24 protein-coding genes are annotated in these 26,162 nt (G+C 63.2%); 18 read left to right on the top strand and 6 right to left on the bottom strand.

Annotated elements, in window-relative coordinates:
• The first annotated feature begins 2 nt into the window (after positions 1-2).
• The 8 genes from ACFUOZ_RS09320 (at position 3) to ACFUOZ_RS09285 (ending at position 7,988) form a co-directional block, all read left to right on the top strand.
• Positions 3-1,328, top strand: a complete 1,326-nt coding sequence (locus ACFUOZ_RS09320) for an ABC transporter substrate-binding protein (protein ID WP_377547124.1) — start codon at positions 3-5, stop codon at positions 1,326-1,328.
• Positions 1,329-1,390: 62 nt separating this feature from the next.
• Complete coding sequence (locus tag ACFUOZ_RS09315) at positions 1,391-2,398, top strand: carbohydrate ABC transporter permease (RefSeq protein WP_377547121.1); 1,008 nt, start codon at positions 1,391-1,393, stop codon at positions 2,396-2,398.
• Positions 2,391-3,230, top strand: coding sequence for a carbohydrate ABC transporter permease (locus ACFUOZ_RS09310; RefSeq protein WP_377547119.1), 840 nt, complete (start codon positions 2,391-2,393; stop codon positions 3,228-3,230). The genes ACFUOZ_RS09315 and ACFUOZ_RS09310 overlap by 8 nt, the downstream gene beginning before the upstream one ends.
• A 56-nt stretch (positions 3,231-3,286) precedes the next feature.
• Positions 3,287-4,489 carry a Gfo/Idh/MocA family protein gene (locus ACFUOZ_RS09305; protein ID WP_377547117.1) on the top strand — a complete coding sequence of 401 codons (1,203 nt, stop codon included), beginning with the start codon at positions 3,287-3,289 and terminating at the stop codon, positions 4,487-4,489.
• A gap of 2 nt (positions 4,490-4,491) precedes the next feature.
• The gene (locus ACFUOZ_RS09300) at positions 4,492-5,490 is read left to right on the top strand and encodes a sugar phosphate isomerase/epimerase family protein (protein ID WP_377547114.1); all 999 of its coding nucleotides are present in this window, start codon (positions 4,492-4,494) and stop codon (positions 5,488-5,490) included.
• A gap of 108 nt (positions 5,491-5,598) precedes the next feature.
• Positions 5,599-6,498, top strand: coding sequence for a TolB family protein (locus tag ACFUOZ_RS09295; protein WP_377547112.1), 900 nt, complete (start codon positions 5,599-5,601; stop codon positions 6,496-6,498).
• The gene (locus ACFUOZ_RS09290) at positions 6,488-7,519 is read left to right on the top strand and encodes a Gfo/Idh/MocA family protein (RefSeq protein ID WP_377547109.1); all 1,032 of its coding nucleotides are present in this window, start codon (positions 6,488-6,490) and stop codon (positions 7,517-7,519) included. Before ACFUOZ_RS09295 ends, ACFUOZ_RS09290 begins: the two co-directional genes overlap by 11 nt.
• On the top strand, positions 7,512-7,988 hold the full coding sequence (locus ACFUOZ_RS09285) for a heme-degrading domain-containing protein (RefSeq protein WP_377547106.1): 477 nt from the start codon (positions 7,512-7,514) through the stop codon (positions 7,986-7,988). The genes ACFUOZ_RS09290 and ACFUOZ_RS09285 overlap by 8 nt, the downstream gene beginning before the upstream one ends.
• Positions 7,989-8,158: 170 nt before the next feature.
• Here ACFUOZ_RS09285 and ACFUOZ_RS09280 read toward each other — a convergent pair whose 3' ends face one another.
• The 3 genes from ACFUOZ_RS09280 to ACFUOZ_RS09270 all read right to left on the bottom strand — a co-directional run bounded on the left by ACFUOZ_RS09280 (position 8,159) and on the right by ACFUOZ_RS09270 (position 10,910).
• Positions 8,159-8,365: a hypothetical protein gene (locus ACFUOZ_RS09280; protein WP_377547103.1), complete on the bottom strand. Its 207-nt coding sequence runs from the start codon at positions 8,363-8,365 to the stop codon at positions 8,159-8,161.
• 281 nt (positions 8,366-8,646) lie between these two features.
• Positions 8,647-9,315: a response regulator gene (locus ACFUOZ_RS09275; RefSeq protein ID WP_377547101.1), complete on the bottom strand. Its 669-nt coding sequence runs from the start codon at positions 9,313-9,315 to the stop codon at positions 8,647-8,649.
• Positions 9,312-10,910, bottom strand: coding sequence for an ATP-binding protein (locus ACFUOZ_RS09270; protein ID WP_377547403.1), 1,599 nt, complete (start codon positions 10,908-10,910; stop codon positions 9,312-9,314). Before ACFUOZ_RS09270 ends, ACFUOZ_RS09275 begins: the two co-directional genes overlap by 4 nt.
• A 249-nt stretch (positions 10,911-11,159) precedes the next feature.
• On the opposite strand from ACFUOZ_RS09270, the gene ACFUOZ_RS09265 reads away from it, so the two are divergent.
• The 4 genes from ACFUOZ_RS09265 to ACFUOZ_RS09250 are packed head-to-tail and all read left to right on the top strand — an operon-like array spanning position 11,160 to position 14,629.
• A complete protein-coding gene (locus ACFUOZ_RS09265) occupies positions 11,160-12,170 on the top strand; it encodes a Bug family tripartite tricarboxylate transporter substrate binding protein (RefSeq protein WP_377547099.1) in 1,011 nt (336 codons plus the stop codon).
• Positions 12,167-12,670 carry a tripartite tricarboxylate transporter TctB family protein gene (locus tag ACFUOZ_RS09260; RefSeq protein ID WP_377547096.1) on the top strand — a complete coding sequence of 168 codons (504 nt, stop codon included), beginning with the start codon at positions 12,167-12,169 and terminating at the stop codon, positions 12,668-12,670. Before ACFUOZ_RS09265 ends, ACFUOZ_RS09260 begins: the two co-directional genes overlap by 4 nt.
• Positions 12,670-14,208 carry a tripartite tricarboxylate transporter permease gene (locus ACFUOZ_RS09255; RefSeq protein WP_377547093.1) on the top strand — a complete coding sequence of 513 codons (1,539 nt, stop codon included), beginning with the start codon at positions 12,670-12,672 and terminating at the stop codon, positions 14,206-14,208. The genes ACFUOZ_RS09260 and ACFUOZ_RS09255 overlap by 1 nt, the downstream gene beginning before the upstream one ends.
• A gap of 28 nt (positions 14,209-14,236) precedes the next feature.
• Positions 14,237-14,629 (top strand): universal stress protein, encoded by a 393-nt coding sequence (locus tag ACFUOZ_RS09250; protein ID WP_377547091.1) that lies wholly within the window; start codon positions 14,237-14,239, stop codon positions 14,627-14,629.
• A gap of 124 nt (positions 14,630-14,753) precedes the next feature.
• Here the strand turns inward: ACFUOZ_RS09250 and ACFUOZ_RS09245 are convergent, their stop codons facing one another.
• The 3 genes from ACFUOZ_RS09245 to ACFUOZ_RS09235 form a co-directional block, all read right to left on the bottom strand.
• Entirely contained in the window at positions 14,754-17,342 is a 2,589-nt protein-coding gene (locus ACFUOZ_RS09245) for a GH32 C-terminal domain-containing protein (protein ID WP_377547089.1), read from the bottom strand.
• Positions 17,343-17,369: 27 nt separating this feature from the next.
• Positions 17,370-18,575 (bottom strand): NosD domain-containing protein, encoded by a 1,206-nt coding sequence (locus ACFUOZ_RS09240; RefSeq protein ID WP_377547087.1) that lies wholly within the window; start codon positions 18,573-18,575, stop codon positions 17,370-17,372.
• A gap of 74 nt (positions 18,576-18,649) precedes the next feature.
• Complete coding sequence (locus tag ACFUOZ_RS09235) at positions 18,650-18,832, bottom strand: hypothetical protein (RefSeq protein ID WP_377547085.1); 183 nt, start codon at positions 18,830-18,832, stop codon at positions 18,650-18,652.
• A gap of 448 nt (positions 18,833-19,280) precedes the next feature.
• Between ACFUOZ_RS09235 and ACFUOZ_RS09230 the strand changes: the two genes are divergently transcribed.
• From ACFUOZ_RS09230 to ACFUOZ_RS09205, 6 genes are all read left to right on the top strand, one after another.
• Positions 19,281-20,567, top strand: a complete 1,287-nt coding sequence (locus ACFUOZ_RS09230; RefSeq protein WP_377547082.1) for an ABC transporter substrate-binding protein — start codon at positions 19,281-19,283, stop codon at positions 20,565-20,567.
• Positions 20,568-20,647: 80 nt separating this feature from the next.
• On the top strand, positions 20,648-21,535 hold the full coding sequence (locus ACFUOZ_RS09225; RefSeq protein WP_144661466.1) for a carbohydrate ABC transporter permease: 888 nt from the start codon (positions 20,648-20,650) through the stop codon (positions 21,533-21,535).
• A gap of 23 nt (positions 21,536-21,558) precedes the next feature.
• Positions 21,559-22,464 (top strand): carbohydrate ABC transporter permease, encoded by a 906-nt coding sequence (locus ACFUOZ_RS09220; protein ID WP_377547401.1) that lies wholly within the window; start codon positions 21,559-21,561, stop codon positions 22,462-22,464.
• An 87-nt stretch (positions 22,465-22,551) separates the two neighbouring features.
• The gene (locus tag ACFUOZ_RS09215) at positions 22,552-23,592 is read left to right on the top strand and encodes a LacI family DNA-binding transcriptional regulator (RefSeq protein ID WP_144661465.1); all 1,041 of its coding nucleotides are present in this window, start codon (positions 22,552-22,554) and stop codon (positions 23,590-23,592) included.
• A gap of 43 nt (positions 23,593-23,635) precedes the next feature.
• A complete protein-coding gene (locus ACFUOZ_RS09210; protein WP_377547078.1) occupies positions 23,636-25,192 on the top strand; it encodes a glycoside hydrolase family 32 protein in 1,557 nt (518 codons plus the stop codon).
• Between the two features lie 10 nt (positions 25,193-25,202).
• The gene (locus ACFUOZ_RS09205; RefSeq protein WP_377547075.1) at positions 25,203-26,159 is read left to right on the top strand and encodes a carbohydrate kinase; all 957 of its coding nucleotides are present in this window, start codon (positions 25,203-25,205) and stop codon (positions 26,157-26,159) included.
• The last annotated feature ends 3 nt before the right edge of the window (positions 26,160-26,162 follow it).

Below are 26,162 nucleotides of genomic sequence, written 5' to 3'. Positions count from 1 at the left end.
TAATGAAGAACCCGCTAAAAGTCCTTTCTGCATTCGCCGCCACAGCCGCCCTGGCCCTGAGCATGAGCGCCTGCGGTGGAGGCGACACTCCTCAGGCTTCCAGCGACACCATCACCTACTGGGCCTCCGACCAGGGCAACAGCCTTGACGACACCGCGGCCAAGTTGAAGCCCACCCTCGATCGCTTCACCGAGAAGACCGGCGTCAAGGTCAAGCTGGAAGTCATCGGCTGGACCGACCTCTACAACCGTATTCTTACGGCAGTCACCAGTGGGGACGGTCCCGACGTCTTGAACATCGGTAACACCTGGGCCGTGACGTTGCAGGAAACGGGAGCGTTTGAGCCTGTGGAAGGCGAGCTCCTCAACGCCATCGGCGGCAAGGACCGCTTCCTGCAGACCAGCTGGTCGACCGGTGGCGCCGAAGGCAAGACGCCGACGTCGATCCCGCTGTATGGCTTGGCCTACAACCTGTACTACAACACCAAGATGTTCAAGGAAGCCGGCATTGAAAAGCCGCCGGTCACCTGGGACGAGTTCGTGGCTGACGCCAAGAAATTGACCAAGGACGTCGACGGCGACGGCAAGCCTGACCAGTGGGGCTTCACCGCAGCCGGCGCTTCAGTTTCGGCCAACTCGCACCAGGCGTTCGTCCGCGGCCTCCAAAACGGCGGCACGCTCTTCGACAAGGACGGCAAGCCGACGTTCGACAGCGACCCCCAGGTCCAGGGCGTCAAGCAGTTCGTTGACCTGATGGCCGTGGACAAGGTGATGTCGCCCTCTGACGCTGAACTGAGCCAGGGCAGCCAGAAGGTGGACAACCTCATCAACGGCAAGGCAGCCATGATGTTTGACCAGAGCCCGCTGAAGAACTTCGCAGCCCGCGACTTCAAGGACTGGGGCGTTGCCGCCATCCCGATGATGACCGCTGATGCAACGGGCGACCGCGCCACCCAGAGCCACGTGGCCGGTATCAACCTGAGCGTATTCAAGAACAGCAAGAACAAGGCAAACGCCATCAAGCTCGCTGCTTTCCTGACAAGTGACGAGGAGCAGGTAGCGCTGAACAAGGCCTACTCTTCCCTCCCCGTGGTCAGCGCCGCTTCCAAGGATGCCGCTTTCCAGACTGAGGAGGTCAAGGCCAAGAACGAAGCCTTGTCCAACCACTCCCTGCCGATGCCGCTGATCGCCAAAGAAGGACAGATGGAGACCCTGACGGGTACCGCGATCAAGAACCTCTTTGCCAAGGCAGCAACCGGAACTGTTTCCGAAGACGACATCAAGGCGGCCCTCAAGGACGCCAATAACCAGATGGCCGCGGCCCAGTAACCATGCCCTGAGGGTGGAGGCGTCACCGACGGTGGCGCCTCCACCCCGGCAAAGGAGTTTCCATGTCACATTCAGCGCTGGACAGCGGAAAAGCCGCTGCGGGCAGCACAACGGCCGCCCATCCTGAGCCCGACGGGCCCACCCCTTCGACGCCGGTCCGCAAACGGCGCCGGTCCTTCCTCCCCTACGGCCTGATCGCCCCGGCCGCCATCCTCGAACTCCTCATCCACATCGGCCCCATGCTCCTGGGCGTGTGGATCGCGTTCATCTCCTTGACCCAGCTCAACCTCACGAACTGGCTCAACGCCCCTTTCGTGGGCTTGCAGAACTTCATCAACGGCCTCAACCCGGAAAGCACCATCGGGCAGGCCTTCTTCAGCACAGTCGGCCGCACCCTGCTCTACACCATCCTCGTGGTCGGCTTCTCATGGGTACTCGGTATGGCCGGTGCTGTCTTCCTTTCCTCGAACTTCAAGGGCCGCGCCCTTCTGCGGACCTTCTTCCTGGTTCCCTACGCACTTCCCGCCTACGTCGGAACCATCGCCTGGGCCTTCATGTTCAACCAGCGTGACGGTGCGGTAAACCAGATCCTGGTGGACACCCTCCATCTCTTCGGTGACCACCGCCCGTTCTGGCTCCTGGGCGAGAACTCGTTCGGAGCCATGGTGGTAGTGAACGTCTGGCAGCTGTGGCCCTTCGCTTTCCTCATGCTGATGGCGGCACTGCAGAACGTTCCGAACGACGTCTACGAGGCCGCAGCCATCGATGGCGCCACCCTCTGGCAGCAGTTCCGGACCATCACTTTGCCCATGGTCCGCCCGGCCAACGGAGTGTTGTTGATGGTGATGTCCCTGTGGACGTTCAACCAGTTCAACATTCCGTTTGTCCTCTTCGGCGCAACTTCCCCCAAGGAAGCCACTCTCATCTCGCCCCTGATCTACCAAAACTCGTTTGGCAGCTGGAACTTCGGCCTCGGCGGAGCCATGAGCGTTCTCCTGCTGATCGCACTCTTTATCGCTTCTGTCTTCTACATCCGCATGGTGCTGCCAAAGGGAGCCGACAATGATTGAGACCCGCAACTTCCGGATCCTGAGGAACGTGGTCCTGACCATCCTCTCCATCTGGGTAGCAGTGCCGCTCTTCGTGGTGGTTTCGACATCGATCAAGCCGTTGAAGGACGTCGCCGGGCTGTTCCAGTGGATTCCGCGCGAGATCACCTTGGCGCCGTATTTTGATATCTGGACCACGGTTCCGCTGGCGAAGTACTTCCAGAACAGCCTCATCATCACCATTGCTGCCACGGCGTGCTCCGTAACCGTCGCTGTCCTGGCCGCCTACGCGATCGCAAGGTTGCCGTTCAAGGGCAAGCGCATATTCAGCCTGACTGTCCTGTCCACCCAGATGTTCCCGGGCATCCTGTTCCTGCTGCCGCTCTACCTGATCTTCACCCAGATCCGGAACATCACCGGCCTTCAGCTTCAGGGTTCCTACCTCGGCCTGATCATCACGTACATGACGTTCACGTTGCCTTTCGCCATCTGGATGCTGAGCGGTTACTTCGCTTCGATTCCCAAGGAGTTGGAGGAAGCTTCCATGATTGACGGCACCGGACGCATGGGCGCACTCTTCCGCGTCATCCTCCCGGTTGCCAAGCCGGGCATCATCGCGGTGGCGGTCTACTCATTCATCTCGGCGTGGGGTGAGGTGCTGTTTGCCTCGGTCCTCACCAATGAATCGACCAAGACCCTGTCCTTGGGCTTGAAGGCTTACGCCAGCGAATCGGATGTGTTCTGGAACCAGCTCATGGCCGCCTCCGTGGTGGTCAGTTTGCCGGTCCTCATCGGATTCATCCTGGTCCAGCGGCACCTTGTGGCCGGTCTTTCGGCCGGCGCCGTCAAGTAGCCGCAGACCACCCCGTCTTCGGGCACCGTCCCGGACCCCTATTTAGGAGCATCACAATGAACACGGCGCAGACGCCCGCACTGTCGAAGGACAGCACCGACCGCCCCCTCGGCGTGGCCGCCATCGGCTATGCCTTCATGGGGAAGGCCCACTCGAATGCGTGGCGGAATGTGGCCAGTTTCTTCGACGTCCCGGCCTTCGAGCAGAAAGTGCTCGTGGGCCGGGACGCCACCCAGGTGGCGGAGGCCGCAGCCAAGTACGGTTGGGCCGAATCGGCTACCGACTGGCGTGAAGTCATCGAGCGCGACGACATCGACATCATCGATATCTGCGCGCCGGGCTGGATGCACGCCGAGATAGCCATCGCCGCCCTTGAGGCCGGCAAGCATGTGCTGGTGGAGAAGCCGCTGGCCAACACGCTGGGCGAAGCCGAACTCATGACCGCCGCCGCTGCCAAAGCCCGCAAACGTGGCGTTCAATCCATGATCGGCTTCAATTACCGCCGCGTCCCCGCCCTCGCCCTGGCCCGCGAGTTGATCGCGGAGGGCCGCCTCGGCACTGTCCGCCATATCCGGGCCGCCTACCTGCAGGACTGGCTCTCCGACGCCGAATCCCCCATGACCTGGCGGCTGCGAAAGGAAACCGCCGGCTCGGGCGCTCTCGGCGACATCGCTTCGCACGCCATCGACCAGGTCCTTTATCTGCTGGGCGATGCCGTCACGGAAGTCTCCGGCCGCCTGCAGACCTTCGTCGACCACCGCCCCGGAGAGGCAGGACTGGAAGAAGTAACGGTCGACGACGCCGCCTGGGCCACGCTGACCCTCGCCTCCGGGGCAATCGCCTCGGTGGAAGTCAGCCGTGTGGCCACTGGCCGGAAGAACTCCCTCACCCTCGAAATCTACGGCGACAAGGGCACTATCCTTTTCGACCTCGAGGCGTTGAACGAACTCGGATTCCTTGATGCGACAGTCCCTGTCCGGGAGCAGGGCTTCCGGCGGATCCTGGTCAATGAGCCTGAGCACCCGTACCTTGAAGCATGGTGGCCGCAAGGGCACATCATCGGCTGGGAACACACCTTCACGCACCAGATCCGGGACTTCCTGACCGCCATCCGCGACGGAAGCCAGCCGTCGCCGTCGTTCGAGGAGGGCCTGAACGTCCAGCACATCCTGGCCGCCGTCGAAGAGTCAGCGGCCGCCAAAAGCTCACTGATCCAGCTGTCCCCCAAACCAATCAACACCCCTACCGAAGGAGCCTGACCATGCCCCGCCCGTACACCCTGTTCACCGGCCAGTGGGCCGACCTCCCCCTTGAGGAAGTCGCCAAGCTTGCCTCGGGCTGGGGCTACGACGGCCTGGAAATCGCCGTCTCCGGAGACCACCTGGACGCCTGGCGCTGGGACGAACCCGGCTACGTCGAATCCAAGCTCGAACTGCTGGAGAAGTACAACCTCAAAGTCTGGGCGATCTCCAACCACCTCAAGGGCCAGGCCGTCTGCGATGACCCCATCGACTTCCGCCACGAGGCCATCGTCGGCTCGCGTGTGTGGGGCGACGGGGAACCCGAAGGCGTCCGCCAACGCGCCGCCGAGGAAATGAAGCACACCGCCCGCCTCGCCAAGGCGCTCGGCGTGGACACCGTGGTCGGATTCACCGGCTCCTCCATCTGGCAGTACGTGGCCATGTTCCCGCCCGTCCCCGAGAAGGTCATCGAGGCCGGATACCAGGACTTCGCCGACCGCTGGAACCCCATCCTGGACGTCTTCGACGAATGCGGCGTGAAGTTTGCCCACGAAGTCCACCCATCCGAGATCGCCTACGACTACTGGACCACCGTCCGGACCCTCGAAGCCATCGGGCACCGTGAAGCGTTCGGCCTGAACTGGGACCCGTCCCACTTCATGTGGCAGGGCATCGATCCCGTTTCCTTCATCTGGGACTTCAAGGACCGGATTTACCACGTCGACTGCAAGGACACCAAGCTCCGCCCGACCGGCCGGAACACCGTCATGGGCTCGCACCTGCCCTGGGGCGATCCACGCCGTGGCTGGGACTTCGTCTCCGCCGGACGGGGCGACGTGCCGTGGGAATCCTCCTTCCGCGCCCTCACCGCGATCGGCTACGACGGCCCCATCAGCATCGAGTGGGAAGACGCCGGCATGGACCGCCTCCACGGCGCCCCCGAAGCCCTGGCCGCGCTGAAGAAGTTCGACTTCCCGGCGTCGCAAACCAGCTTCGACGCCGCCTTCAGCCAGGACTAACCCCTCCCCTCCCCCTCCGGAGTTTTTGTACAGATAACGCCCTTTAGAAGCCTTCTTTAGGGCGTTATCTGTACAAAAACTCCCATCACATGCGGCAAGGAGCCAAGCGTGATCCGCACACTTCAACCAGGCCAGCGTTGCGAGGTGCGGATCGCGTCGGTCTCCAGCCGCAGCGAACTCCTTTACAGCACCGGGGATATCCTCCTCGAAGCCGCCAACTGGACCCGTGACGGTCAGTCCCTGATCCTGAACGGAGACGGGAAGCTCTGGAAGCTGGACGTGGACTCCGCGCAGCTCTCCGAGATTCCCCTCGCGGGCCTCCCCGACCTCAACAATGACCACGTCCTGGCTCCCGACGGCGAAGGCATCTTCCTCTCCGCCAACGACGGCCACATCTACCGTGCCCCCTTGGCGGGCGGCAGAGCTGAGCGCATCACCAAGGACGACGGCTGCTTCCACTTCCTCCACGGCGTGAGCCCGGACGGCACGGAACTTGCCTACGTGGGCATCGAAGCAGGCGACTTTTCGCAGCCAGGTCGCCTCATGGTCATGGCGTCCGACGGCGGTGCTGCCGCCGGCATCGACGTCGGCCCGGGACACTGCGACGGGCCGGAGTACTCGGCTGACGGTGCATGGCTGTACCTGAACACCGAATCCTTCGGCACGGCCAAAGGCCACGCACAACTCGCCCGTGTGCGCCCGGACGGCAGCGGCTTCGAGCAGCTGCTCCAGTCCGAATCCGTTGACTGGTTCCCGCATCTTTCCCCGGATGGCCGCTATGCCAGCTACCTCCGGTTCCCCCGCGGCACGGTAGGCCACCCCGCTGACTTGCCTGTCGACGTCGTGCTTGTTTCGACCGAAAACTGGGCCGCCCCGCTCAGGACGTGGCCACTTTCCGGTGGTCAAGGTACCCTCAACGTCAACAGCTGGTCGCCGGATTCCGCGTGCTTTGCGTTTGTGGCGTACCCGCTTACTGACCCAGCAAAGGACCAACCACGTGACGCTTAGCAATGGCACTTCCGACGGCACCATCCGCTGGGGGATCCTCGGCACCGGATTCATCGCCGGACTTCAAACGCAGGACTTGAAGGACAACGGCTTCACCGTGCAGGCCGTCGGTTCGCGGTCGCTGGATACCAGCCGGGCCTTCGCGGAAGAGCATGCGGTAGCCACCGCGCACGGCAGCTATGAAGACCTGGTGGCTGACCCCTTGGTGGACGTGGTCTACATCGCCACGCCGCACCCCATGCACCATGCCAACGCCCTGCTGGCACTGAACGCGGGCAAGCACGTTCTGGTGGAGAAGTCGTTCACCATGAACGCCCGCGAAGCACAGGAAATCGTTCAGCTCGCTGCGTCCAAGGGGCTCGTCGCGCTGGAGGCCATGTGGACGCGCTTCCTTCCCCACATGGTCCGGATCCGCGAGATCATCGCCGCCGGGACCGTTGGCGAGGTCCGGAAAGTCATCGCCAGCCACAACCAGAGCCTGCCCAAGGATCCCGCCCATCGCCTCAACGATCCCGCGCTGGGAGGCGGTGCGCTGCTGGACCTGGGCATCTACCCCATCTCCTTCGCGTTCGACATCCTGGGCGCACCGTCTGCCATCCGCGCCAGCGCGTCGATGACTGCTACCGGAGTTGACCGCCAAACGGCGGCGATCTTCGATTACGACGGCGGTGCGCAGGCTTTGGTGGACTGCGAACTTGACGCAGCCAGCGCCAACCGCGCGTTGGTCATCGGCACCGAGGGGTGGATCGACGTCGAGCACACTTGGTACAACCCCGTTCCGTTCACGGTTCACGCCGTGGATGGCAGCGTCGTGGAGCGGTACGACCAGCCGGTGGACGGCCGCGGAATGCAGTACCAGGCTGCCGAAGTTGAACGCCTGGTCAGGGAGGGTTCCGCTGCCGGAACGATCTTGCCCCCGGGCGAGAGCGTGGCCATCATGGCAGCCATGGACGAAATCCGGCGGCAGATCGGGCTCCGCTACGAAGCTGACGCTGTCGGGGAGGGAGACGACAATGACTGATTCACCGCGGCTCAACGAACTCCGGCAGCAGGAGGAAGAGCTGGTTTTCGCGAGCTTCGACCACCACGATGCCTGGCGGCTCGGTTCCCTGATCGCCAACCACGCCATCGCTTCCGGGTTCGGGGTAGCGATCGACATCCGCCGCCACAACATCGTGCTCTTCCGCTGCGTCCTGCCCGGCGCTACGTCCGACCAGGAAGAGTGGATCCGCCGTAAATCCGCTTCTGTGCTGCGTTTTGAACACAGTACTGCGTTGCTCTCCGAGGAATTTGCTGCCCGCGGTCACAGTCCAGTCGGCGGCGGCTGGCTGGCGCACGAGGACTACACGTTGGCGGGTGGTTCCTTCCCTCTCCGTGTGCGCGGTGCAGGGGTGATCGGGGCTGTGACGGTGTCCGGTCTGAGCTCTGATGAGGACCATCAGTTGGTGGTGGACGGGATCCGGAACTACCTGAAGACGGTGGGGGTTTAAGGGCGCGGCACCAATTGCCGAGTGATGTCGGCCAATGAATCCCGCAGTTCAATGGTGCCCACGCAGTCCTCTTGTTCCCGTCAGCGCGGAGGCCAACAGACAAACGTCGCGGACATGGAAGCCGTAGCGATCAACCACCTGAAGGGCGTCTTCAATATCGAGCTATGCTGTCACGCGTCCTCGAGCCGAGTCAGCAGCTCAGCATCGTGGCTCATCACGAAATCGAGGCCTTCACTGATTTCGCGTCGACGCGCATGTCGCCGCAGCACCAGTTCTGCCCGCTGCAACGAAAGGGCAGATTTGGACGTGTGTTCCTCCGCGGCCAACGTTTCCAGTCGGCGATCCGGGTCTTCGGGGACACTCAGATTAATCGCCACGGAAGCATGCTACCAACTCCGTACCTAGAGGCGCCGTCATGATCGTCTGTCGGCGCGCACTAAGGAACAGAAAGGAATTTCGATGACTCAGGCCACAAGAACCTTCACGCCCGCGCAGCAATCAACCCTTTCAACCAGTGTTCGGATGCCAGCCCTGATCGATGCGGAAGACCTCGACGACCTCCGCGCGGCAAACGCTGCACGTGCCGAAATGACAGAGTCCGGCGCAACCGCTGTTCCTTGGGATGAAGTCAAAACGGAGCTGGGTCTGGCCCGCGCGATCACCGCCCCTTCAGCACGTACCGCCTCTCAGGACGCCCGACGCCGTACTTGAGTCTCACGTCCAGCGCACCTTCGTCATGGAGGTACTCAAGGTAGCGGCGGGCACTGACCCGGGACGTGCCCAACTGCTCGGCAACCTCCGCTGCGGATAGGTCACCCGGCGCCGATTTCAAAGCGGACTCAACGAGCTCCAGCGTCTCCACACTGCATCCTTTGGGCAGCGAACGCTCGGACACACTGAGCCCGAAAACCCTGTTGACGTCGGACTGCTCGGCCTGGCGTTTCGAGGCATCCAACCCCTGGTAGGCACTGAGATAGTGCTCCAGCCGTTCCTGGAGATCGGACTGGGAGAACGGCTTGATCAGGTAATGGACAATCCCGCCGCGAAGGGCTTTGCGCACCGTCTCCACCTCGCGGGCAGCACTGATCACCAACACGTCCAGGTCCGGGGCGACGTCGCGCAGCTGATGCATCAGGTCCAATCCGTTGATGTCCGGAAGATGGATATCCAAAAGGACAAGATCGGGCTGCAGCCGCTCAGTTTCCGCCAACGCCTGGGCACCTGTATGAGCTACGCCCACCACCCCAAAGCCGGGACTCCGCTGGATGAATCCGGCATGAACTTTGGCCACCATGAAGTCGTCATCGACAATCAGGACCTTGATCACGGTCGTATCGCTCCTTTACTCGCACCAGGATCGTGCTTGCTGAATCGCGCGGTGAACACCGCGCCGGAATCGTTTGCCACGGTCAGGTCGCCGCCGCTGCGCCGGCAGATAACCCGCGACAAAGCCAGACCGAAACCCCTCGCATCACCTGGCCCCGGCTCCTTGGTGGAGTACCCCTGCTGGAAGATGTTCTCGGCAGAACCGGAAGGCACTCCGGGTCCGTTGTCCTGGACAGTCACCACCACGTCGTCTGGCGAGTCCACCACCAGCACACTGACCGATGCCCCGGGAAGGCCAGTGACGGCGTCGAACGCGTTATCCACCAGGTTGCCCACCACGGTGGTGATGTCCCGCGAAAGTTCGTCCTTGACGCGCGGAAGCGCGGACTGCGGATCCAGCTTCAGCTCCACGCCGCGCTCCGTGGCCAGGCTGGCCTTCGCGATCAACAGGGCGGCGAGCGCCGGGTCCTCAATCCGGCGGGTCACGTCATCGTTGAGCCGGGTGCGTTCCACGGTGGCGCCGTTGACGAACTGCACCACGGAATCGTACTCGCCGATCTGGATCAGGCCGGAGATGACGTGGAGCTGGTTGGCGAACTCGTGGGCCTGCGCCCGGAGGGTGTCCGTGACCGTGCGGGTGGCGCCGAGTTCGCTCTCAAGGGACGACAACTCGGTGCGGTCCCTCAGGGTAGTCACCGATCCAATGTCGCGCCCATGCGAACGGAGGGCCACGCGGTTCATCACCACCAGCCGTTCCCCCACCAGCACCAACTGGTCGGGGTCCGACTGCTCACGGGTCAGCACCACTTTCAACGCCGGATCCACAGGAAGGGAACGGAGCTTCTTGCCCACGCAATCATCGGGTAATCCAAGCAGTTGGCGGGCGCTCTGGTTCGCCACGGTAATCCGTTCGTGCGGATCCAGCGCCACCACGCCTTCCTTCAGGCCTTGCAGCATGGCTTCCCGGTTTTCCACCAGTCCCGTGATTTCCCGTGGCTCCATGCCGAGGGTCTGCCGTTTGACGCGTCGGGACAGCAGAAGAGAGCCAGCCACACCGAGGACACTGGCCACGCCAAGGTAGGTCAGGAGATTGGGGACAGCGTCGCCGAGCCTTTCCAGGGTGGAGGGGTAGTTGCGGCTGATGGAGGCAATCCCGATCATTTCCCCGGAATCGTCGATCACCGGCACATGGGCAGAGAGAACGGCCCCGGTGTTGCCGTGGAGGACCCCGGTCCAGGCCCGCCTCTCCATCACCCTGCTCTCGCCCAAGGGCAAGGGCCGGCCGATCAAGCCAGGGTCCGAGGCCGTGATGACGGTGCCGTCCAGTTTGGCGAGGGCCACGTGGGCTGAACCAGAGACCGTCCTGACGGATTCAGCGACGGCCGGGAGCGCCGAACCTCCGCGTGGTTCGGCAGTAGGGAGCAAAGCCCTCACGGTGGGGTTGTTGCCCAGGGCCTCGGCAGCGGACAGTGCCCGGCGGCCCTCGGTTCGTTCAAAAGCCGCGGCAGACTGTGCCAGGGAGATGGCCACCACCGCCACCAAAACGGCCAGGACAATCAGCAACTGCAGCACAAGGTACTGCCCGGCAAGGGACATTCCTCTTCTTCGAGTCACTGAAAATTCCTTTGGTGGTGCCAGAGAGTGGAGCATGTTGGGGGCGCTCCGCGTGGCGTACCGGAACTATACCCCAGAGCCGCAGGGGACCTTCCACGACCGTGAACGCAATGAACTTAAAGATCACTGCGAACACAAGAGTGATCGCCGTCACGGCCACCCCTAGCATCAATGCACGGGGCACAACGTTGATCGCCCTGCACAGAATTCAACACTGAGAAGAGGAACACCATGCGCCAGATCCGCGCATTGCGAGTCGCCGCCGTCGCCGCCGGCCTCGCCCTGATGGCCACCGGTTGCGGTGCCACGGGCAAGAGCTCCACTGGTTCTGAAAGCTCCGGCGCTGCCGCCGGACCCGTCACCGGCCTCCAGATCATGGTTCCGAACACCCCCGGCGGCGGCTACGACACCACCGCCCGGGCAGCGGCCAAGGTCCTCGACGACGAGAAGATCGCCAACAACACCGAGGTCTTCAACCTCGCAGGCGCAGGCGGAACCGTTGGCCTGGCGCGCGTGGTGAACGAAAAGGGCAACGGCGACCTCACCATGCTGATGGGCCTGGGCGTCGTCGGTGCCAGCTACACGAACAAATCCCAGTCGAAGCTGACGGACACCACTCCCTTGGCGAAGCTGATTGAAGAGCCCGGCGCCATCATGGTCAGCAAGGACTCCCCCTATAAGACCATCGACGACCTCGTGAAAGCCTGGAAGGCCAACCCGGCGTCCATCTCCGTAGGTGGCGGCTCCTCCCCCGGCGGACCTGACCACCTCCTGCCAATGCAGCTTGCCGGCGCTGTCGGCATTGACGCCACCAAGGTCAACTTTGTCTCCTACGACGGCGGCGGCGATCTCCTTCCCGCCATCCTCGGCAACAAGCTGGGCTTTGCCGCCTCCGGTGCCGGTGAGGACCTGGAGCAGATCAAGTCCGGAGAAGTCCGCGTCCTGGCCACCAGTGGCGAGAAGCGGCTTGACGGCGTGGATGCCCCGACGCTCAAGGAATCGAACATCGACCTCGTGTTCAGCAACTGGCGCGGCATCGTGGCCCCTCCGGGCATCAGCGACGCCGACAAGAAGTCGCTGATCGCCGCACTGGAGAAGATGCACGCTTCTGAAGGCTGGAAGCAAGCGCTGAAGACCCACAGCTGGACGGATGCTTTTGTCACCGGTGATGAGTTCAAGACCTTCCTGACCGACCAGGACAAGCGGGTAGCTGATGTCCTCACCAAGCTCGGGTTGGCGTGAGCTCTCCAGCAACAGGCTTGAAAGGCCGCGCCGAGCTGGGGGTCGCCCTCCTGCTCGGCGTGGTCGGGGTCCTTGTCTTCCTGGATGCCAACGGCCTGGTAACCCCGTATTCGAAATCGGACCCGGTGGGTCCAAAGACTGTCCCCTTCATCGTTGCCGGTCTGCTGGTGGTCTGCGCCATCCTGCTGGCCATCAACGTCCTCCGTGGCGGCAGGGGTGAAGCCGAAGGCGGCGAGGATGTTGACCTCGCCCACCCTGCGGACTGGAAGACAGTGCTGCCGCTCGCGGGAGCATTCATCCTCAATATCCTGCTCATCGACTGGGCCGGTTGGGTCATCTCCGGCACAGTGCTTTTCTGGGGCAGCGTCCTGGCTCTTGGGAGCCGCCGCTACATCCGTGACGGGCTCATCTCCGTGGCCCTTTCACTGCTGACCTTCTACGGCTTCTACCTCGGCCTCGGCATTGCGCTGCCGGCCGGACTCCTGGAAGGAATCCTCTGATGGACGTCTGGTCCTCCCTGATGGACGGTTTCTCCACCGCCCTGACTCCCATGAACCTGATGTACGCCATGATCGGCGTCATCCTGGGCACCGCCGTCGGTGTCCTCCCCGGACTGGGCCCGGCCATGACCGTGGCACTGCTCCTCCCCGTCACCTATGCCCTTGAACCGACCAGCGCGTTCATCATGTTCGCCGGTATCTACTACGGCGGCATGTACGGCGGCTCCACCACGTCCATCCTGTTGAACACCCCCGGTGAATCGTCGTCGGTGGTGACGGCCATCGAAGGCAACAAGATGGCCAAGGCGGGACGCGCCGCCCAAGCGCTTGCGACGGCGGCCATCGGCTCGTTCGTCGCGGGCACCATCGGCACTACCCTCCTCGCGGTCTGTGCGCCGATTGTTGTGAAGTTCGCGGTCAGCCTGGGCTCTCCGAGCTACTTCGCCATCATGTTGCTTGCCCTGCTTGCCGTCACTGCGGTGTTGGGATCCTCGCGGCTGCGCGGCTTCGCCTCCCTCGGGCTGGGACTGGCGATCGGTTTGGTGGGCCTGGACTCCGTCACGGGACAGAGCCGCCTCACTTTCGGCCAGCCGCTGCTGTCCGACGGCCTGGACATCGTGGTGGTGGCAGTTGCCATCTTCGCTGTGGGAGAAGCCCTTTGGGTGGCTGCCCACCTGCGCCGCACCCCGCTGCACATCATTCCGGTCGGCCGTCCCTGGATGGGCAAGAAGGACTGGCAGCGTTCCTGGAAGCCTTGGCTTCGCGGCACCGTTTTCGGTTTCCCGTTCGGCGCCCTGCCCGCCGGTGGCGCTGAGATCCCCACGTTCCTGAGTTACGTCACTGAGAAGCGGCTCAGCAAACATCCTGAGGAGTTCGGCCACGGAGCCATCGAAGGTGTCGCGGGTCCGGAAGCTGCGAACAACGCTGCGGCCGCCGGTACCCTCACCCCCATGCTGGCACTCGGCCTGCCCACCAACGCCACAGCCGCGGTGATGCTCGCGGCGTTCACGTCCTACGGCATCCAGCCGGGTCCACAACTCTTCTCGAGCCAGGGACCCCTGGTGTGGGCCTTGATCGCGAGCTTGTTCATCGGTAACCTGCTGCTCCTTCTCATCAACCTGCCCCTGGCGCCGTTGTGGGCCAAACTGCTGCAGCTGCCCCGCCCGTACCTGTACGCAGGCATCCTGTTCTTTGCCACCTTGGGTGCCTACTCGGTGAACCTCCAGGCATTCGATCTGGTGATCCTGCTGGTCCTGGGCGCGTTGGGCTTCATGATGCGCCGGTTCGGGCTCCCCGTACTGCCGCTCATCCTCGGCGTCATCCTGGGTCCGCGTCTGGAAGGCCAGCTCCGCAAGACCCTCCAGCTCAGCGCCGGCGACCCGGCAGGGCTCTTCAGCGAGCCGATCGCCGTCGGGATTTATGTCATCATCGGCATCATCCTGGCCTGGCCGCTGGTGTTCAAGCTCATCCGGCGGAACCGTCCGGCGAAAGCCCCTCTGCTCCCGGCAAATTCCGGCGCAGCCGACTACAGCGACTAAGCACAAGCCACATCGAACAGGAGAAACCATGACCATCGTGGTGGGATACGTCCCCACACCAGAGGGCGAGGCTGCGTTGACGCAGGCGATCGCCGAGGCCAAGAAGAGCAACGACACCCTGCTGGTCATCAACTCGTCCAAGGGTGACGCCCTGGTGGACAACCGTTTCGCGCAGGAGCCGGAGATCCAGAGCATCGAGGACCGGCTGGCCGGGCACGGCGTCCAGCACGTCATCAAGCAGCCCATTCGCGGCCATGACGCAGCGGCGGAAGTACTTGACGCCGCTGAGGAGCACGACGCCGCGCTGATCGTCATCGGCCTCCGGCGCCGCAGCCCGGTGGGCAAACTCATCATGGGCAGCGTGTCCCAGCGCATCCTTCTGGAGGCGGACTGCCCGGTCCTCGCCGTCAAAGCCGACTAGGAGAGTTTTCGTACAGCTAATGCCCTTAAGACGCGTTCTTAAGGGCATTAGCTGTACAAAAACTCACACGCACGACGGCGGCTGGTCACCTTGGCGACCGGCCGCCGTCGTACTTAATCACCGGCTACCACATCGCCTTGTTGAGCGGCGTGACGGTGAGGCTTTCGAGCCGGGCGGTCCCTCCTTCCGAGAAGAGGGACAGGGAGGTGGCGCCTGCCGAAGGGAAGACCTGATCCGTGAGCGTCGTCAGGCCATCCTGGGCAAACACCTCCACGGAGGCCTTGTCCACATAGATCCGCAGGGTGAGCTTGCCATTGATGAGCTGGACCGGCGCGTCGTCCAGAGACGCGAAGGCAGGGTGGAAGCCCTCGTTTCCCGAGGCGGTCCTGTCAATGAATGCCCGCCCCGAGGCTGTTGTGTAGCCAATCGTGGTAGCCTCCGTGCCGTCGCCCAGGACCTTCAGCCCGAACGCCGTAGCCGTTCCCGGAGAGAACTGCGCATCGATCTGCAGCACGTCCCCGGAAATGGGAAGACTGCTGGTTCCCGACGCGATGTCCTGGGCGGGAGCCGTGTAGGCAGCCCCTGTGTTCTTCAGGCTATCCACCTGCTGGACAGCTTTCTGGGTGAGCCTGGGACCCTGGCTGGTCTGTGTGAGCTGGACTTCGCGGGGCAGGGCCATGGAACCCCGCCAGGTGCTGGTGGGTGTGGACTGCCCGTAGTCCCAGTTGTTCATCCAGCCGAGCATGATCCGCTTGCCGTTCGGGACGTTGTTGAACGAGACGGCCGCGTAGTAGTCCCTTCCCCAGTCCAGCCAGTCGTGCTGTTCCAAGCGGGTGATGTCGGAAGCCACGAACTCGTCCGCCAGGATGTGACCCCACCCGCCGCGGTTGTTGTCTACGATCCGGATGGTCGCCTGGCTTCCCTTGTAGGCACTGACGTCCCAGGCCTTCCAGTCCAGGTGCTCGGAATCGGAGCCGGTGGTGGTGCGGACGGCTTGCCCGTTGACCATCAGGTTCACCGTGGTCTCGCTGCTTCGCGGCTGCGCCGGTTGTGAGCCCAGAACCATGTTGTCCAGTGTCAGGTGACCCCAAGGTCCGGTGGCGTTGTCCACGATCCGGATCCGTGCGATCTGGCCGTAATACTGGGAGACATCCCAGTTCTTCCAGTTCAGATCGCCGGAGTTGCTGCCTGTGGTGCTCCGGACGGGAACGCCGCCCACCAACAGTTCCACCTGGAGTGTGCCGTCCGTCCGGTTGCCACCACCCAGGAGGAACCCGATATTGGTGTTGGTCAGATAGAACTCGGGTGAGGTGATGGTTCCAGTGTTGTTATCGGCGTTGGGTCCGCCTTCGAAGGTGTTGATGCGCTTTCCTATGGCGTACTCACCACCCGCCGACGACGGGTTCCTGGCTGCCTCGAAGTCACCGGTCAGCTGCCAGCCGGCAGCGCTGAGTGTTCCCGGATAATCGAAGCCGTCGAACAGGAGGTAGCCCGGCGGCGGGGTGTTGCCAATCTGCTCCCCCGGTTGCCGCGGGTGGTTTCCGCCGCCCGCCAGGAAGTTGACGTAGTCCTTGGTAACGGTGAAGGGCGCCGACTCCAAGGTGCCTGTGGGGACATCTCCGCCGTTGAACCCGTTCACGAGCCCGGCACCGATGGACCCGGTCACAGTTTGCTGACCCGCCAGCGTTCCGGAAGCAGGGCTGCTGCCCCATGGACCTGAAGGGTTGGCCGGGTCATTCCCGACATTCCAGCCGCTGTAACTACCGCCATTGAACCCGGCAATCAAGGTCCCCGGCGGAGCAACGTCGACCGGATCGGTGGTTTCGGAGGTAAAGGTGGTGCCGTTAAAACTTCCGACGAAGTATTGGCCTCCACTGCCGCCGGCCACTGATCCCGGGTTGATGTTCACCACCAGGACCCATTTGGTGTTGTTGGTGTTGCCGTCCACCGCCAAGGGGAAAAGGTCCGGGCATTCCCACTGCCCGCCGGTGGCATTGGCCGGCTTGAAGTCGTCCAGGTAAGTCCAGCTCTTCAAGTCGCTGCTCTTGTAAAACAGGACCCTGTGCTCATTGGCTTCCACGGCCGACATGACCCAGTAGGAACCGGCAGGGCCCTGGTACCAGAACACTTTGGGGTCCCGGAAGTCCGTGGTGTTCCTGCTAAGCACGGGATTTCCGGAGTATTTGGTCCACGTCTGCCCGTTGTCCGTGCTGTAAGCCAGGGATTGGGCCTGCTTCCCCGGATAGAGGGGATGGTTGCCGGTGAAATTGCTGGTGTAAACGGCCACCATCGGCGGGTTTTGAAGCGTTCCAAAGCCACTGGTGTTCTGCGAATCCACCACGATGGAACCGGAGAAGATGTCCTCCGTGGCCTGTCCGCTGCCGTTGACGGTCTGTGGGATGGCCAACGGCTGTTCGGACCAATGCAGCAGATCCGTGGAGGTCGCGTGGCCCCAGCTCATGTTTCCCCACGTCGTCCCGTAAGGGTTGTACTGGTAGTACATGTGGTACGTGCCGTTGTTGTAGACCAGCCCGTTGGGATCGTTCATCCAGTTCTTCAACGGGGTGTAGTGCACAGAAGGACGGTACTGCTGGGTTGCGGGGTCAGGATCGGTGGCGTGCGCCGGAGCTGTTGTCGCCACGAGGGACAGTGAAACCACGACGGCGGCAATCACCGAGGCGACCATCGGCGGTTTGGTGCGTCTTGTCATCATTGACAGACCTTCCTGCTCGGCCCGGCGCTAAGGGGTTGCCCGGAACGAGTAGGAGCTGGTGTAGTGCACAAATTCGCCGGCACCACCGCTGTCCAGCACCTTGGTGCCGGTGGTTGAACCGTCCAGCACCACCGTGTTCGCAGCCACCGAGGAGATGGTGTTGTTCGCGGCAATGTAGTTGTTGGCACCGGAGGCCACCAGGATGATGGTGGGTTTCTGGCCAGACGGGGTCACTGAACCCGAGGGCACGTCGTAGCTGAAGTGGTTGCCGGTCACTGTGTTCCCACTGCCTGCCAGATGGACCAGGCCGAACAGGTCATCCAAGCCATTGTTGTAGGGCTTGAGGGGATCGAAGGGTTCCATTTGCCTCAGGAAGTGGTTGGCTCCCACCAGGTTTTCCGTGCAGCTTCCCTCGAAGTTGAACATGCCGGGGTAGAACGCGTGGAACCGGTTGCTGGTGATGGTGGAGCGGGTGCAGTTCTTGAAGTGCACACTGCTCTTGCCCCGGGGGAAGACGTTGTTGGCGCTGACCAACAAGCCCATGTGGCCCTCCGCGTAGATGGAGAATCCAACGTAGCCTGCACCGATCAGGTTGTCTGTGACTTTGGAGGCCTGCCCGGAACCGGTGAGTTCCACGCAGCTTCCGCACTCGGCCAGGAAGTTGCCGCTCACACTCAGGGCGTCGGTGTCCCGGACCACCAGGCCGTGTTCCAGGTAGACCATGCCCATGCCTTCCACCCGGCAGGAGTCGTTCGCGGAATCGAAGCGGATGCCTGTCTTGCCGTTGACGTAGGAGTTCTGGTTGGAGTTGAAGGACACCCCGTCCAGGCAGAAATTCTGGAACACGATGGAGCTCAGGCGTGGGTCGCCGGTGCGGTAAACCCTGAAGGCGTCGGTGTTTCCGTCTGTGTTTTCCACCCGGATCCGGCTACCCCCGGGATTGATTTCATGCCAGCTGGAAGTATTGCCGGCGTTGTAGCGGATGCTGCTGGATGTGAAGCCGTGCCCGGATCCACGGATGGTCAGAAAGCTGACGTCAACATTGACCCGGGTCTTGAGTGAGTAGTCTCCCGGCGGGATGTAGACAACGGCCCCCGGTTTGGATGCCTGGTTGGTCTGCTGTGATTTCACATCGGCAATGATGCTGTTGATGATGAGCCCGATGTCGTTGTAGGGCGTGGCGGATGGGTTTCCGGGGACAGTCCAGGTGGTGACGTCGTAGACAGTGGTCACAGCGTGTTCTCCTCACATCGTTGGGGGTACTGCTTGAGTGGCCTTGCTTGGTGCTGGGTAGTGCTGGCGTGGCGCTAGAGCATGCCGATGATTGCGCGGTGACCCGTGGTTGTCGGGGTCTCTGGGGCGACTGCCTGCTGGGTTGGTTCTTTCGCCAAGGCTTCCTTCGCGGACAGCACGACGGCGGTGGCCGCAACTGCCGCCGCGGGAATCAACCGGAGGATGCTCCTCCGGCTCAGGGGCAGGGATGGGTCCATGGTTCTCCTTCGAACTCGGTGACTGCTTTGGTTGTTGCTTGATCGGCCATGGTGGACGTGTCCAAGGACGATGGAACGCGCGACGCACCCGTTCCCGCCCGGCGCACCCCTTCGTGGGATGGGACGCACCCGTTCCCGCCCGGCGCACCCCGGGGTACGGGTGCCATCGGCGCAAACGGGTGCGGCCAAGCAACCAGGGCCTTGCCAAAAACTTGCCAAATCAGCCAAAATATGCCAAAACGATTTGTCGAGTGGCGCGGATCACTTTATGGGCATCCAATCCCAAGCGTCAAGAGTCCGAAAAGTTTCGAGGGAAACAGTTGACACGCCCGACCACCCGGCCCTAATGTCGTTGCCAAGTCGTTTTGGCAAAACGATTTTTCAAGCCAAAGACGTGTCATCCCCATCTCTCTGCAATTTCCGTTCAAGAGAAAGTGAGTCGACAGAGATGTCCACTCGAAACACCATCTCCAAGCTCGTCACCCTCGGCGGGCTGTGCACCGCCGTCGCACTCGTTGCCACCGGTTGTGGCGCCGGCGGTCCCGCACCCTCCTCAGGCGGTTCAGGCGGCTCCAGCTCCATCAACGTCCTGGTCGAAGCCGGCGGCCACGCCGAACTGACCGGCGTAGCCGAGCAGTGCAAGAAGGACGCCGGCGTGGACGTGAACTTCGTCGAACTCCCCTACGACGGCATGTTCAACCGACTCTCCAGCGAATTCTCCTCCGGCAACGTCTCCTTCGACGTCGCGGCGCTGGACTCCGTATGGCTCCCCAGCTTCAAGGACGCCGTCCAGCCCATCGACGAGCTCTTCACCGACGAGGCAAAGAAGGACATCTTCCCGGCCCTGGTGAAGGAAGCCAACGTGGACGGCCACTTCATCGGCATGCCGGCCTGGACCAACGCCGAGATCATCCTGTACCGCAAGGACCTGTTCGAGGACGCCAAGAACAAGGCCGATTTCCAGGCCAAGTACGGCTACGAGCTCGCCGCCCCCAAAACGTGGAAGCAGTACCAGGACATTTCCGCTTTCTTCACCAGGGACGGAATGTACGGCACGGACGTCAAGGGCGCCGTGGAAACCGAATGGCTTGCCCACGTCCTCCAGGCCGGCTCACCGATGGTCCTGGACAAGGACAACAACGTGGTGATCGACAACGCCGCCCACAAGGAAGCCCTGGACTTCTACGTGAGCCTGGCCAAAGACGCCCCGAGTGGCGCTGCACAGGTTGACTGGGCCGCAGCCCAGAACCTGTTCAACCAGGGCAAGACCGCCATGACCCGCTTCTGGGCCCACGCCTACCGCCAGATTCCTGCCGATGCTCCGGTGGCAGGAAAGGTAGGAGCCGCAGCGATGATCGGCGGCAGCGCCGGCGTCGCAGGCGTTCCGGGACCGTGGTACCTGTCCGTTCCCAAGGCAACCAAGAACACGGACGCTGCCAAGAAGTTCATCAAGTGCGCCTACGACTACAACGACAAGGGAATTGAATCCAAGCTTGGCTTGGCCTCCCGCATCAGTGCCTTCCAGAAGTACCAGGACCAGCCTGGTTACGAGAGCTTCAAGCCGCTGATCGAGACCCTCAACGGCCAGGCCACGGCCACCCGGCCCGCCACCGCCAAGTGGCAGCAGATCGTTGACACCGTCCTGATCCCGTTGCTGCAGAAGGCCGTGGCCGGTGGCGACACCTCCGCCCTCCTGGCTGATGCCAAGAAGCAGATCCAGGACCTCCTGAAGTAAGACTCCGCGGCCGGCACCGGCACGCGCACCGCGCGAAAAACAGTGCCGGCCGCGGTCCCAACCAGCAGAAAAGAAATACCGTGCGTATCTCCGATCGCCGCTTCGCCCTCTATTTGATGACGCCCGCGGCACTGTTCCTGGCCGTATTTGTGGCCTACCCGCTCTTCCGCCTGGTGGCAGACAGCTTCTTCAAGATCTCCCCCATTGCCGGCGGCCCCCGCGACTTCGTGGGGTTCCAGAACTACGTCACCGCGTTCACCTCCGAGGCCTTCACCAGCGCCGGATGGCGCACGTTCGCCTACACCCTGGTGGTGGTGACCCTCGAATTCGCCCTGGGCCTGGGCATGGCTTTGCTGTTCACTACGCTCGGCAAAAAGTCCCAGATCTGGCGGACCGTCTTCCTCTACCCGCTGATGATCGCCCCGATCGTGGCAGGCCTGCTTTGGAAGTTCCTGATGATCGACAACTTCGGCCTGATCGGAACGCTCCTCCACCAGGCGGGCATCCTGTCCGACCCCAACCAGATCGGCTGGCTCTCCGACCCCAACATCGTGTTGTTCTCCGTGGCCATCCCGGATATCTGGCTTACCACCTCGTTCATGTGCCTGGTGCTGTTCGCAGGGCTCCAGAACATCCCCGGCGACCTCCTCGAGGCCGCCCGCCTGGACGGTGCACGGGCTCCGGCGCTCCTGTTCCGGATCATCCTTCCCCTGCTTCGTCCCGTGATTGCCGTAGCACTGGTGGTCCGCGGAATCGATGCGGCGAGGGCCTTTGACACCATCCTTATCCAGACCAACGGCGGACCCCAGTCGGCCTCGGAAACCATGAGCTTGCTGATCTACCGGACCATGATCCGCTTCGGCGACCCCGGCCTGGCCAGTGCCATGGGCACGATCTACCTTCTGGCAATGCTGGCCATTGCCTTCGTTGCAGTGGGCACCATCTGGCGGCCAGGAAAGGACAACTGATGAGCACCACGAGCGTCGCCACCATGGCCAGCCAGCCGCCGTCGGGCATCCCGGAAGCGCAGCCGCTGCGCAAGCGGCGGGGGGTCAACCGGGAAGGACTCGAAGCGGGCCGCCGCAGCACCCGGACCATCCTGTGGATCCTGCTGGCCGTTGCCATGGTTCTCTATGGGTTCCCGTTCCTGTACCTGCTGTTCACCTCGTTCAAGACCCCGATCGACACCATCGCCGTTCCGCCCACCATCCTGCCCAAGGAATGGACGTTGGAGAACTACACCAACGCCCTGGGCCGCAGCGGCGTGGTGGCGTCCTTCATCAACAGCATCCAAACGGCCGTCATCAGCACCTTGCTTTCGCTGATTCTTGCGGTCCCGGCAGCCTACGGAATCACGCGTTACAAGACACCGAGTGGCCGGGTCTTCATCATGGCCGCGCTGGTCACGCGGATGGTGCCGCCGGTGGCGATCGGCATCCCGCTGGCATCCATGATGGCCTCGGTTGGCTTGGCCGATACCCCGATTGCCCTCTCCATTGCGCACACCACCATCTCCTTGCCGCTCTCCATTTGGCTGATGTCCAGCTTCTTCGAATCCGTCCCCCGCGACCTGGAGGAAGCTGCAACGGTTGATGGCTGCAGCAGGCTGGGCGCCCTGTGGCGGGTAGTGATCCCGGTGGTCTCCGGAGGAATCGCGGTCACCGCGATCTTTGCCTTCCTGGCATCGTGGAACGAGTTCCTGTTCGCTCTGCTCATGACAGCCATCCGTTCGCAGACCACTCCCGTGGTGATCGCGAACTTCCAGACCCAGTTCGGCTTGGACTGGGGATCCATGACGGCCCTCGCGGCCGTGTACTCGATCCCGGTCATCCTGCTGACGCTCCTGCTGCAGCGCAAGATCGTAGCGGGCATGACGCTGGGCGCCGTGAAGGGCTAGCGCCACCAAGGGCCCAGCACCACCATCAACGAGTAGCCTACTGATAGCCCTCCGGGGCATCGCCAACCATAAGGACGTGGGACCCACATGAGCAGCAAGAACATCGGTATCAAGGACGTTGCCGTCGCCGCCGGCGTGTCCGTCACCACCGTTTCCCACGTTCTCAACGAGGTCTCCTACGCCCGGATCAGCGAGGAAACCAGGGACAAGGTCCGCTCGGCCGCCGAACAGCTCGGTTACGGTCCCAACCGCCTGGCCCAAGCCCTGCGCACGCAAAGAACCGGCATGCTGGGACTGGTGAGCGAGGAAATCGCCACCACGCCCCACGCTGGCCGGATCATTCTGGGCGCGGACGAGGCCGCGAAGGCCCGGGGCTACAACCTCATGATCATCAACACCCCGGGCTCGGCCAGTCTTGAATCCCGGCAAGCGGACGTCCAGGCCTTGTTGGAGCGGAGGGTTGACGGCATCCTGTACGCCACGATGTACCACCGGAACGTTGAGCTTCCGGGCAACCTGGGCAGTGTCCCTTCCGTCCTGGTGGACTCTGTTGCCACCGCCGGGAACATCACGGCCGTGGTCCCGGACGAAGACGGCGGCGCCCGGGCTGCTGTCGGGGCACTTCTCGACGCCGGCCACACCAAGGTTGGCTTCATCAACAACACCGACGATGTTCCCGCTACCCGCCAGCGGCTGCAGGCCTTCCGGGCCATGCTGACCGAGGCAGGGCTCGACGGCGGTGCGGCGCCTGTCGAGTCCGAGGTCTCCGAAGTGCAGGGCGGCTATGAGGCCGCCAAGCGGATCCTGTCCCGCGAGGACCGGCCCACTGGACTGTTCTGCTACAACGACCGGATGGCCATGGGCGCTTACCGGGCCGCTGCCGAGTTGGGGCTCAGCATTCCGGGCGACCTTTCCGTGGTGGGCTTCGATGACCAGGAGCTCATTGCAGCCAACCTCTACCCCGGCCTGACCACCGTGGCCCTCCCCCACTACGAGATGGGGGCCTGGGCAACGGATCACCTTATTGATGCCATCGAGGGCAAAGAAGATCTTTCCTTGATGGCGCTCCACCCCACCGTCCTGGGCTGTCCGCTGGTTCGTCGCGATTCCGTCGCGGCTCCCCGGTAAAGCCCAACAAACCACTTCAAACGTCCCAAAAGGAACGCATTTCATGTCCAGCAGCCTTGACGCCGCACGCCCGGAAACAGCCCCGGCACTCACTCCCAGGTTCCGGCCTGCCATCCACTTCACGGCACGGGACACCTGGCTTAACGATCCCAACGGGCTGGTTTTCCATGACGGTCTTTACCACCTTTTCTTCCAGAACAACCCCTTCGGCAACGTCTGGGGCAATATGTCCTGGGGTCACGCCACCTCCCGCGACCTCCTGCGCTGGGCGGAACATCCCGTGGCCATTGCCGGGGATGAAACAGAGGACATCTTCTCCGGAAGCGTGGTGGTGGACCACGCTAACACCTCCGGTTTCGGAACCACGGAGTCGCCGGCCCTGGTGGCTGTGTACACCAGCGCATTCAAGGCAGGGCCACACGGTGGCACGCAGGCCCAATCCCTGGCGTACAGCTCCGATTCGGGAATGACCTGGCAAAAGTACGGCAGGAATCCGGTGCTCACCCGGGACTCAGCCCACTTCCGCGATCCCAAAGTCTTCCGCTACGAAGGCGCCGAGGGGGCCTTTTGGGTGATGGTCGCCGTCGAAGCCCAGCAGCAAAAGGTGGTCCTCTACCGTTCAGACGACCTCAAGACCTGGGACTTCCTCAGCGACTTCGGCCCGGCCAACGCCGACGCCGGCGAATGGGAATGCCCGGACCTCTTCCCCCTGGCTGCAGACGGGGATCCCGAAAACATCAAGTGGGTGCTGATCGTCAATGTGAACCCGGGCGCTGTCGCAGGGGGCTCGGGCGGACAGTACTTTGTGGGAGAGTTCGACGGCGTCAGTTTCGATCCGGATGCAGGCTCACTCGCGGCGCCTTCCGGAATCAGCTCCCTGCCGGAGGGTTCTGCCCGGGCGGAAGCACTGCAACAGAGCCTGTGGCTGGACTGGGGACGCGACTGCTACGCCTCCGTTTCCTTCAGCAACGCCCCGGATGACCGGCGCATCATCATCGGCTGGATGAACAACTGGGACTACGCCAACCAGCTGCCCACCGCACCATGGCGTTCGTCGATGACCCTTGCCCGCGAGCTGCGCCTTGAAACGGTGGACGGGGCCGCCCGGCTGGTCCAGCGTCCGGTCCTCGGGGACCCGAAAGAGGAGCTCTTTCACGCGGGCTCCATCGGGGTGGGAGCATCAGCCCTCCGCTTGCCGGACGCCGTACCGGGTGCAGCCCAGGTCATCGAAGCTGAGTTCCTCCCTGGAACCGCAGAGCGTGTTGGGCTGCGACTGCTCGCCAGCTCCGACGGACGCCAAGGCGCTGTCCTGAGCTACACCCCGGGCAGTGGACGACTCACTCTCGACCGCACCCGTTCGGGAGACACCGCCTTCCACGAAAAGTTCGCCTCCGTCGAATCCGCCCCTGTTGCCCTGGAGGACGGCCTCCTCAAGCTGCTTATTGTGGTGGACCAGTGCTCCGTGGAAGTCTTCGCCCAGGACGGCAAAGTGGTCCTGACGGATCTGGTGTTCCCCGAAGCCACCAGCCAGGAGAACTGGCTGACCGCAGAGGGCGGCACAGCCACGGTTCTCAAGCTCGCAGTCTCCCAAACCGCCTAAGGAGTACGTCATGCAGATCATCCCAGAGCCGCAGAACCTCACAGGGCCGGCATCGAACCCGGCAACGGAAGTGGTGGTTGTTGGTGAAGCCTTGGTGGACATCGTCGTCTCCCCGCGGGGAACCGTGGAGCACCCCGGAGGCTCGCCCGCGAACGTGGCCTACGGCCTCGGACGCCTCGGCGTGCCAACCGCCTTGTTGACCTCGATCGGAGACGACCACCACAGGGCCGCCATCGAACGGCACCTGGCGAGTGCCGGCGTCGAACTTTTGGCCGATGCCCGCCCAGGCGTCCGAACCGCTACGGCAACCGCCACCCTGGCCTCGGACGGTTCGGCCCATTATGACTTCGACATCCAGTGGGAGCTCCCCCGGATCACCCCCACCACCCTGCCAAAGATCCTGCACACGGGGTCGATTGCCACGTTCCTGGAGCCCGGGGCGGCAGCGGTACGCGCGCTGCTGGAACAGGTCCATCGGCGCTGCGTCGTCACCTACGATCCCAATGTCCGGCCGGCTTTGCTGGGCAGCCAGGCCCAGGCAACCGCCACTTTCGAGGACATCGTTCCTCTCACCGACGTGGTCAAACTCAGTGATGAGGACGCGCAGTGGCTCTACCCGTCCTTATCCATCCAGGACATTTCCCGGCGCATCCTGGAACTCGGGACGGGCCTCGTGGTGGTGACCAGGGGCTCGGAGGGCTCCATGCTCTCGACCCGCGGCGCCCAGGTCCTGGTTCCCTCGGTCACGTCCGCTGTGGCTGACACCATCGGCGCAGGCGACTCCTACATGTCCGCCTTGATCTACGGGCTTCTCCAGACCGGAGTTGACCGGCTCACGCCGGGGGTTTTGGAGTCGTTGGGCGGCAGGGCCACCAAGGCCGCGGCCATCACTGTACGTCGTGCGGGCGCCAACCCGCCGACGTCGGACGAGCTGCTGGCCGAACTGCCCGAACACCAGACTGCCTAAACG

This window comes from Paenarthrobacter sp. NPDC057355, assembly GCF_042667405.1.
Taxonomy (GTDB): domain Bacteria; phylum Actinomycetota; class Actinomycetes; order Actinomycetales; family Micrococcaceae; genus Arthrobacter.
This window is presented reverse-complemented; position numbering and strand designations above follow the sequence as displayed.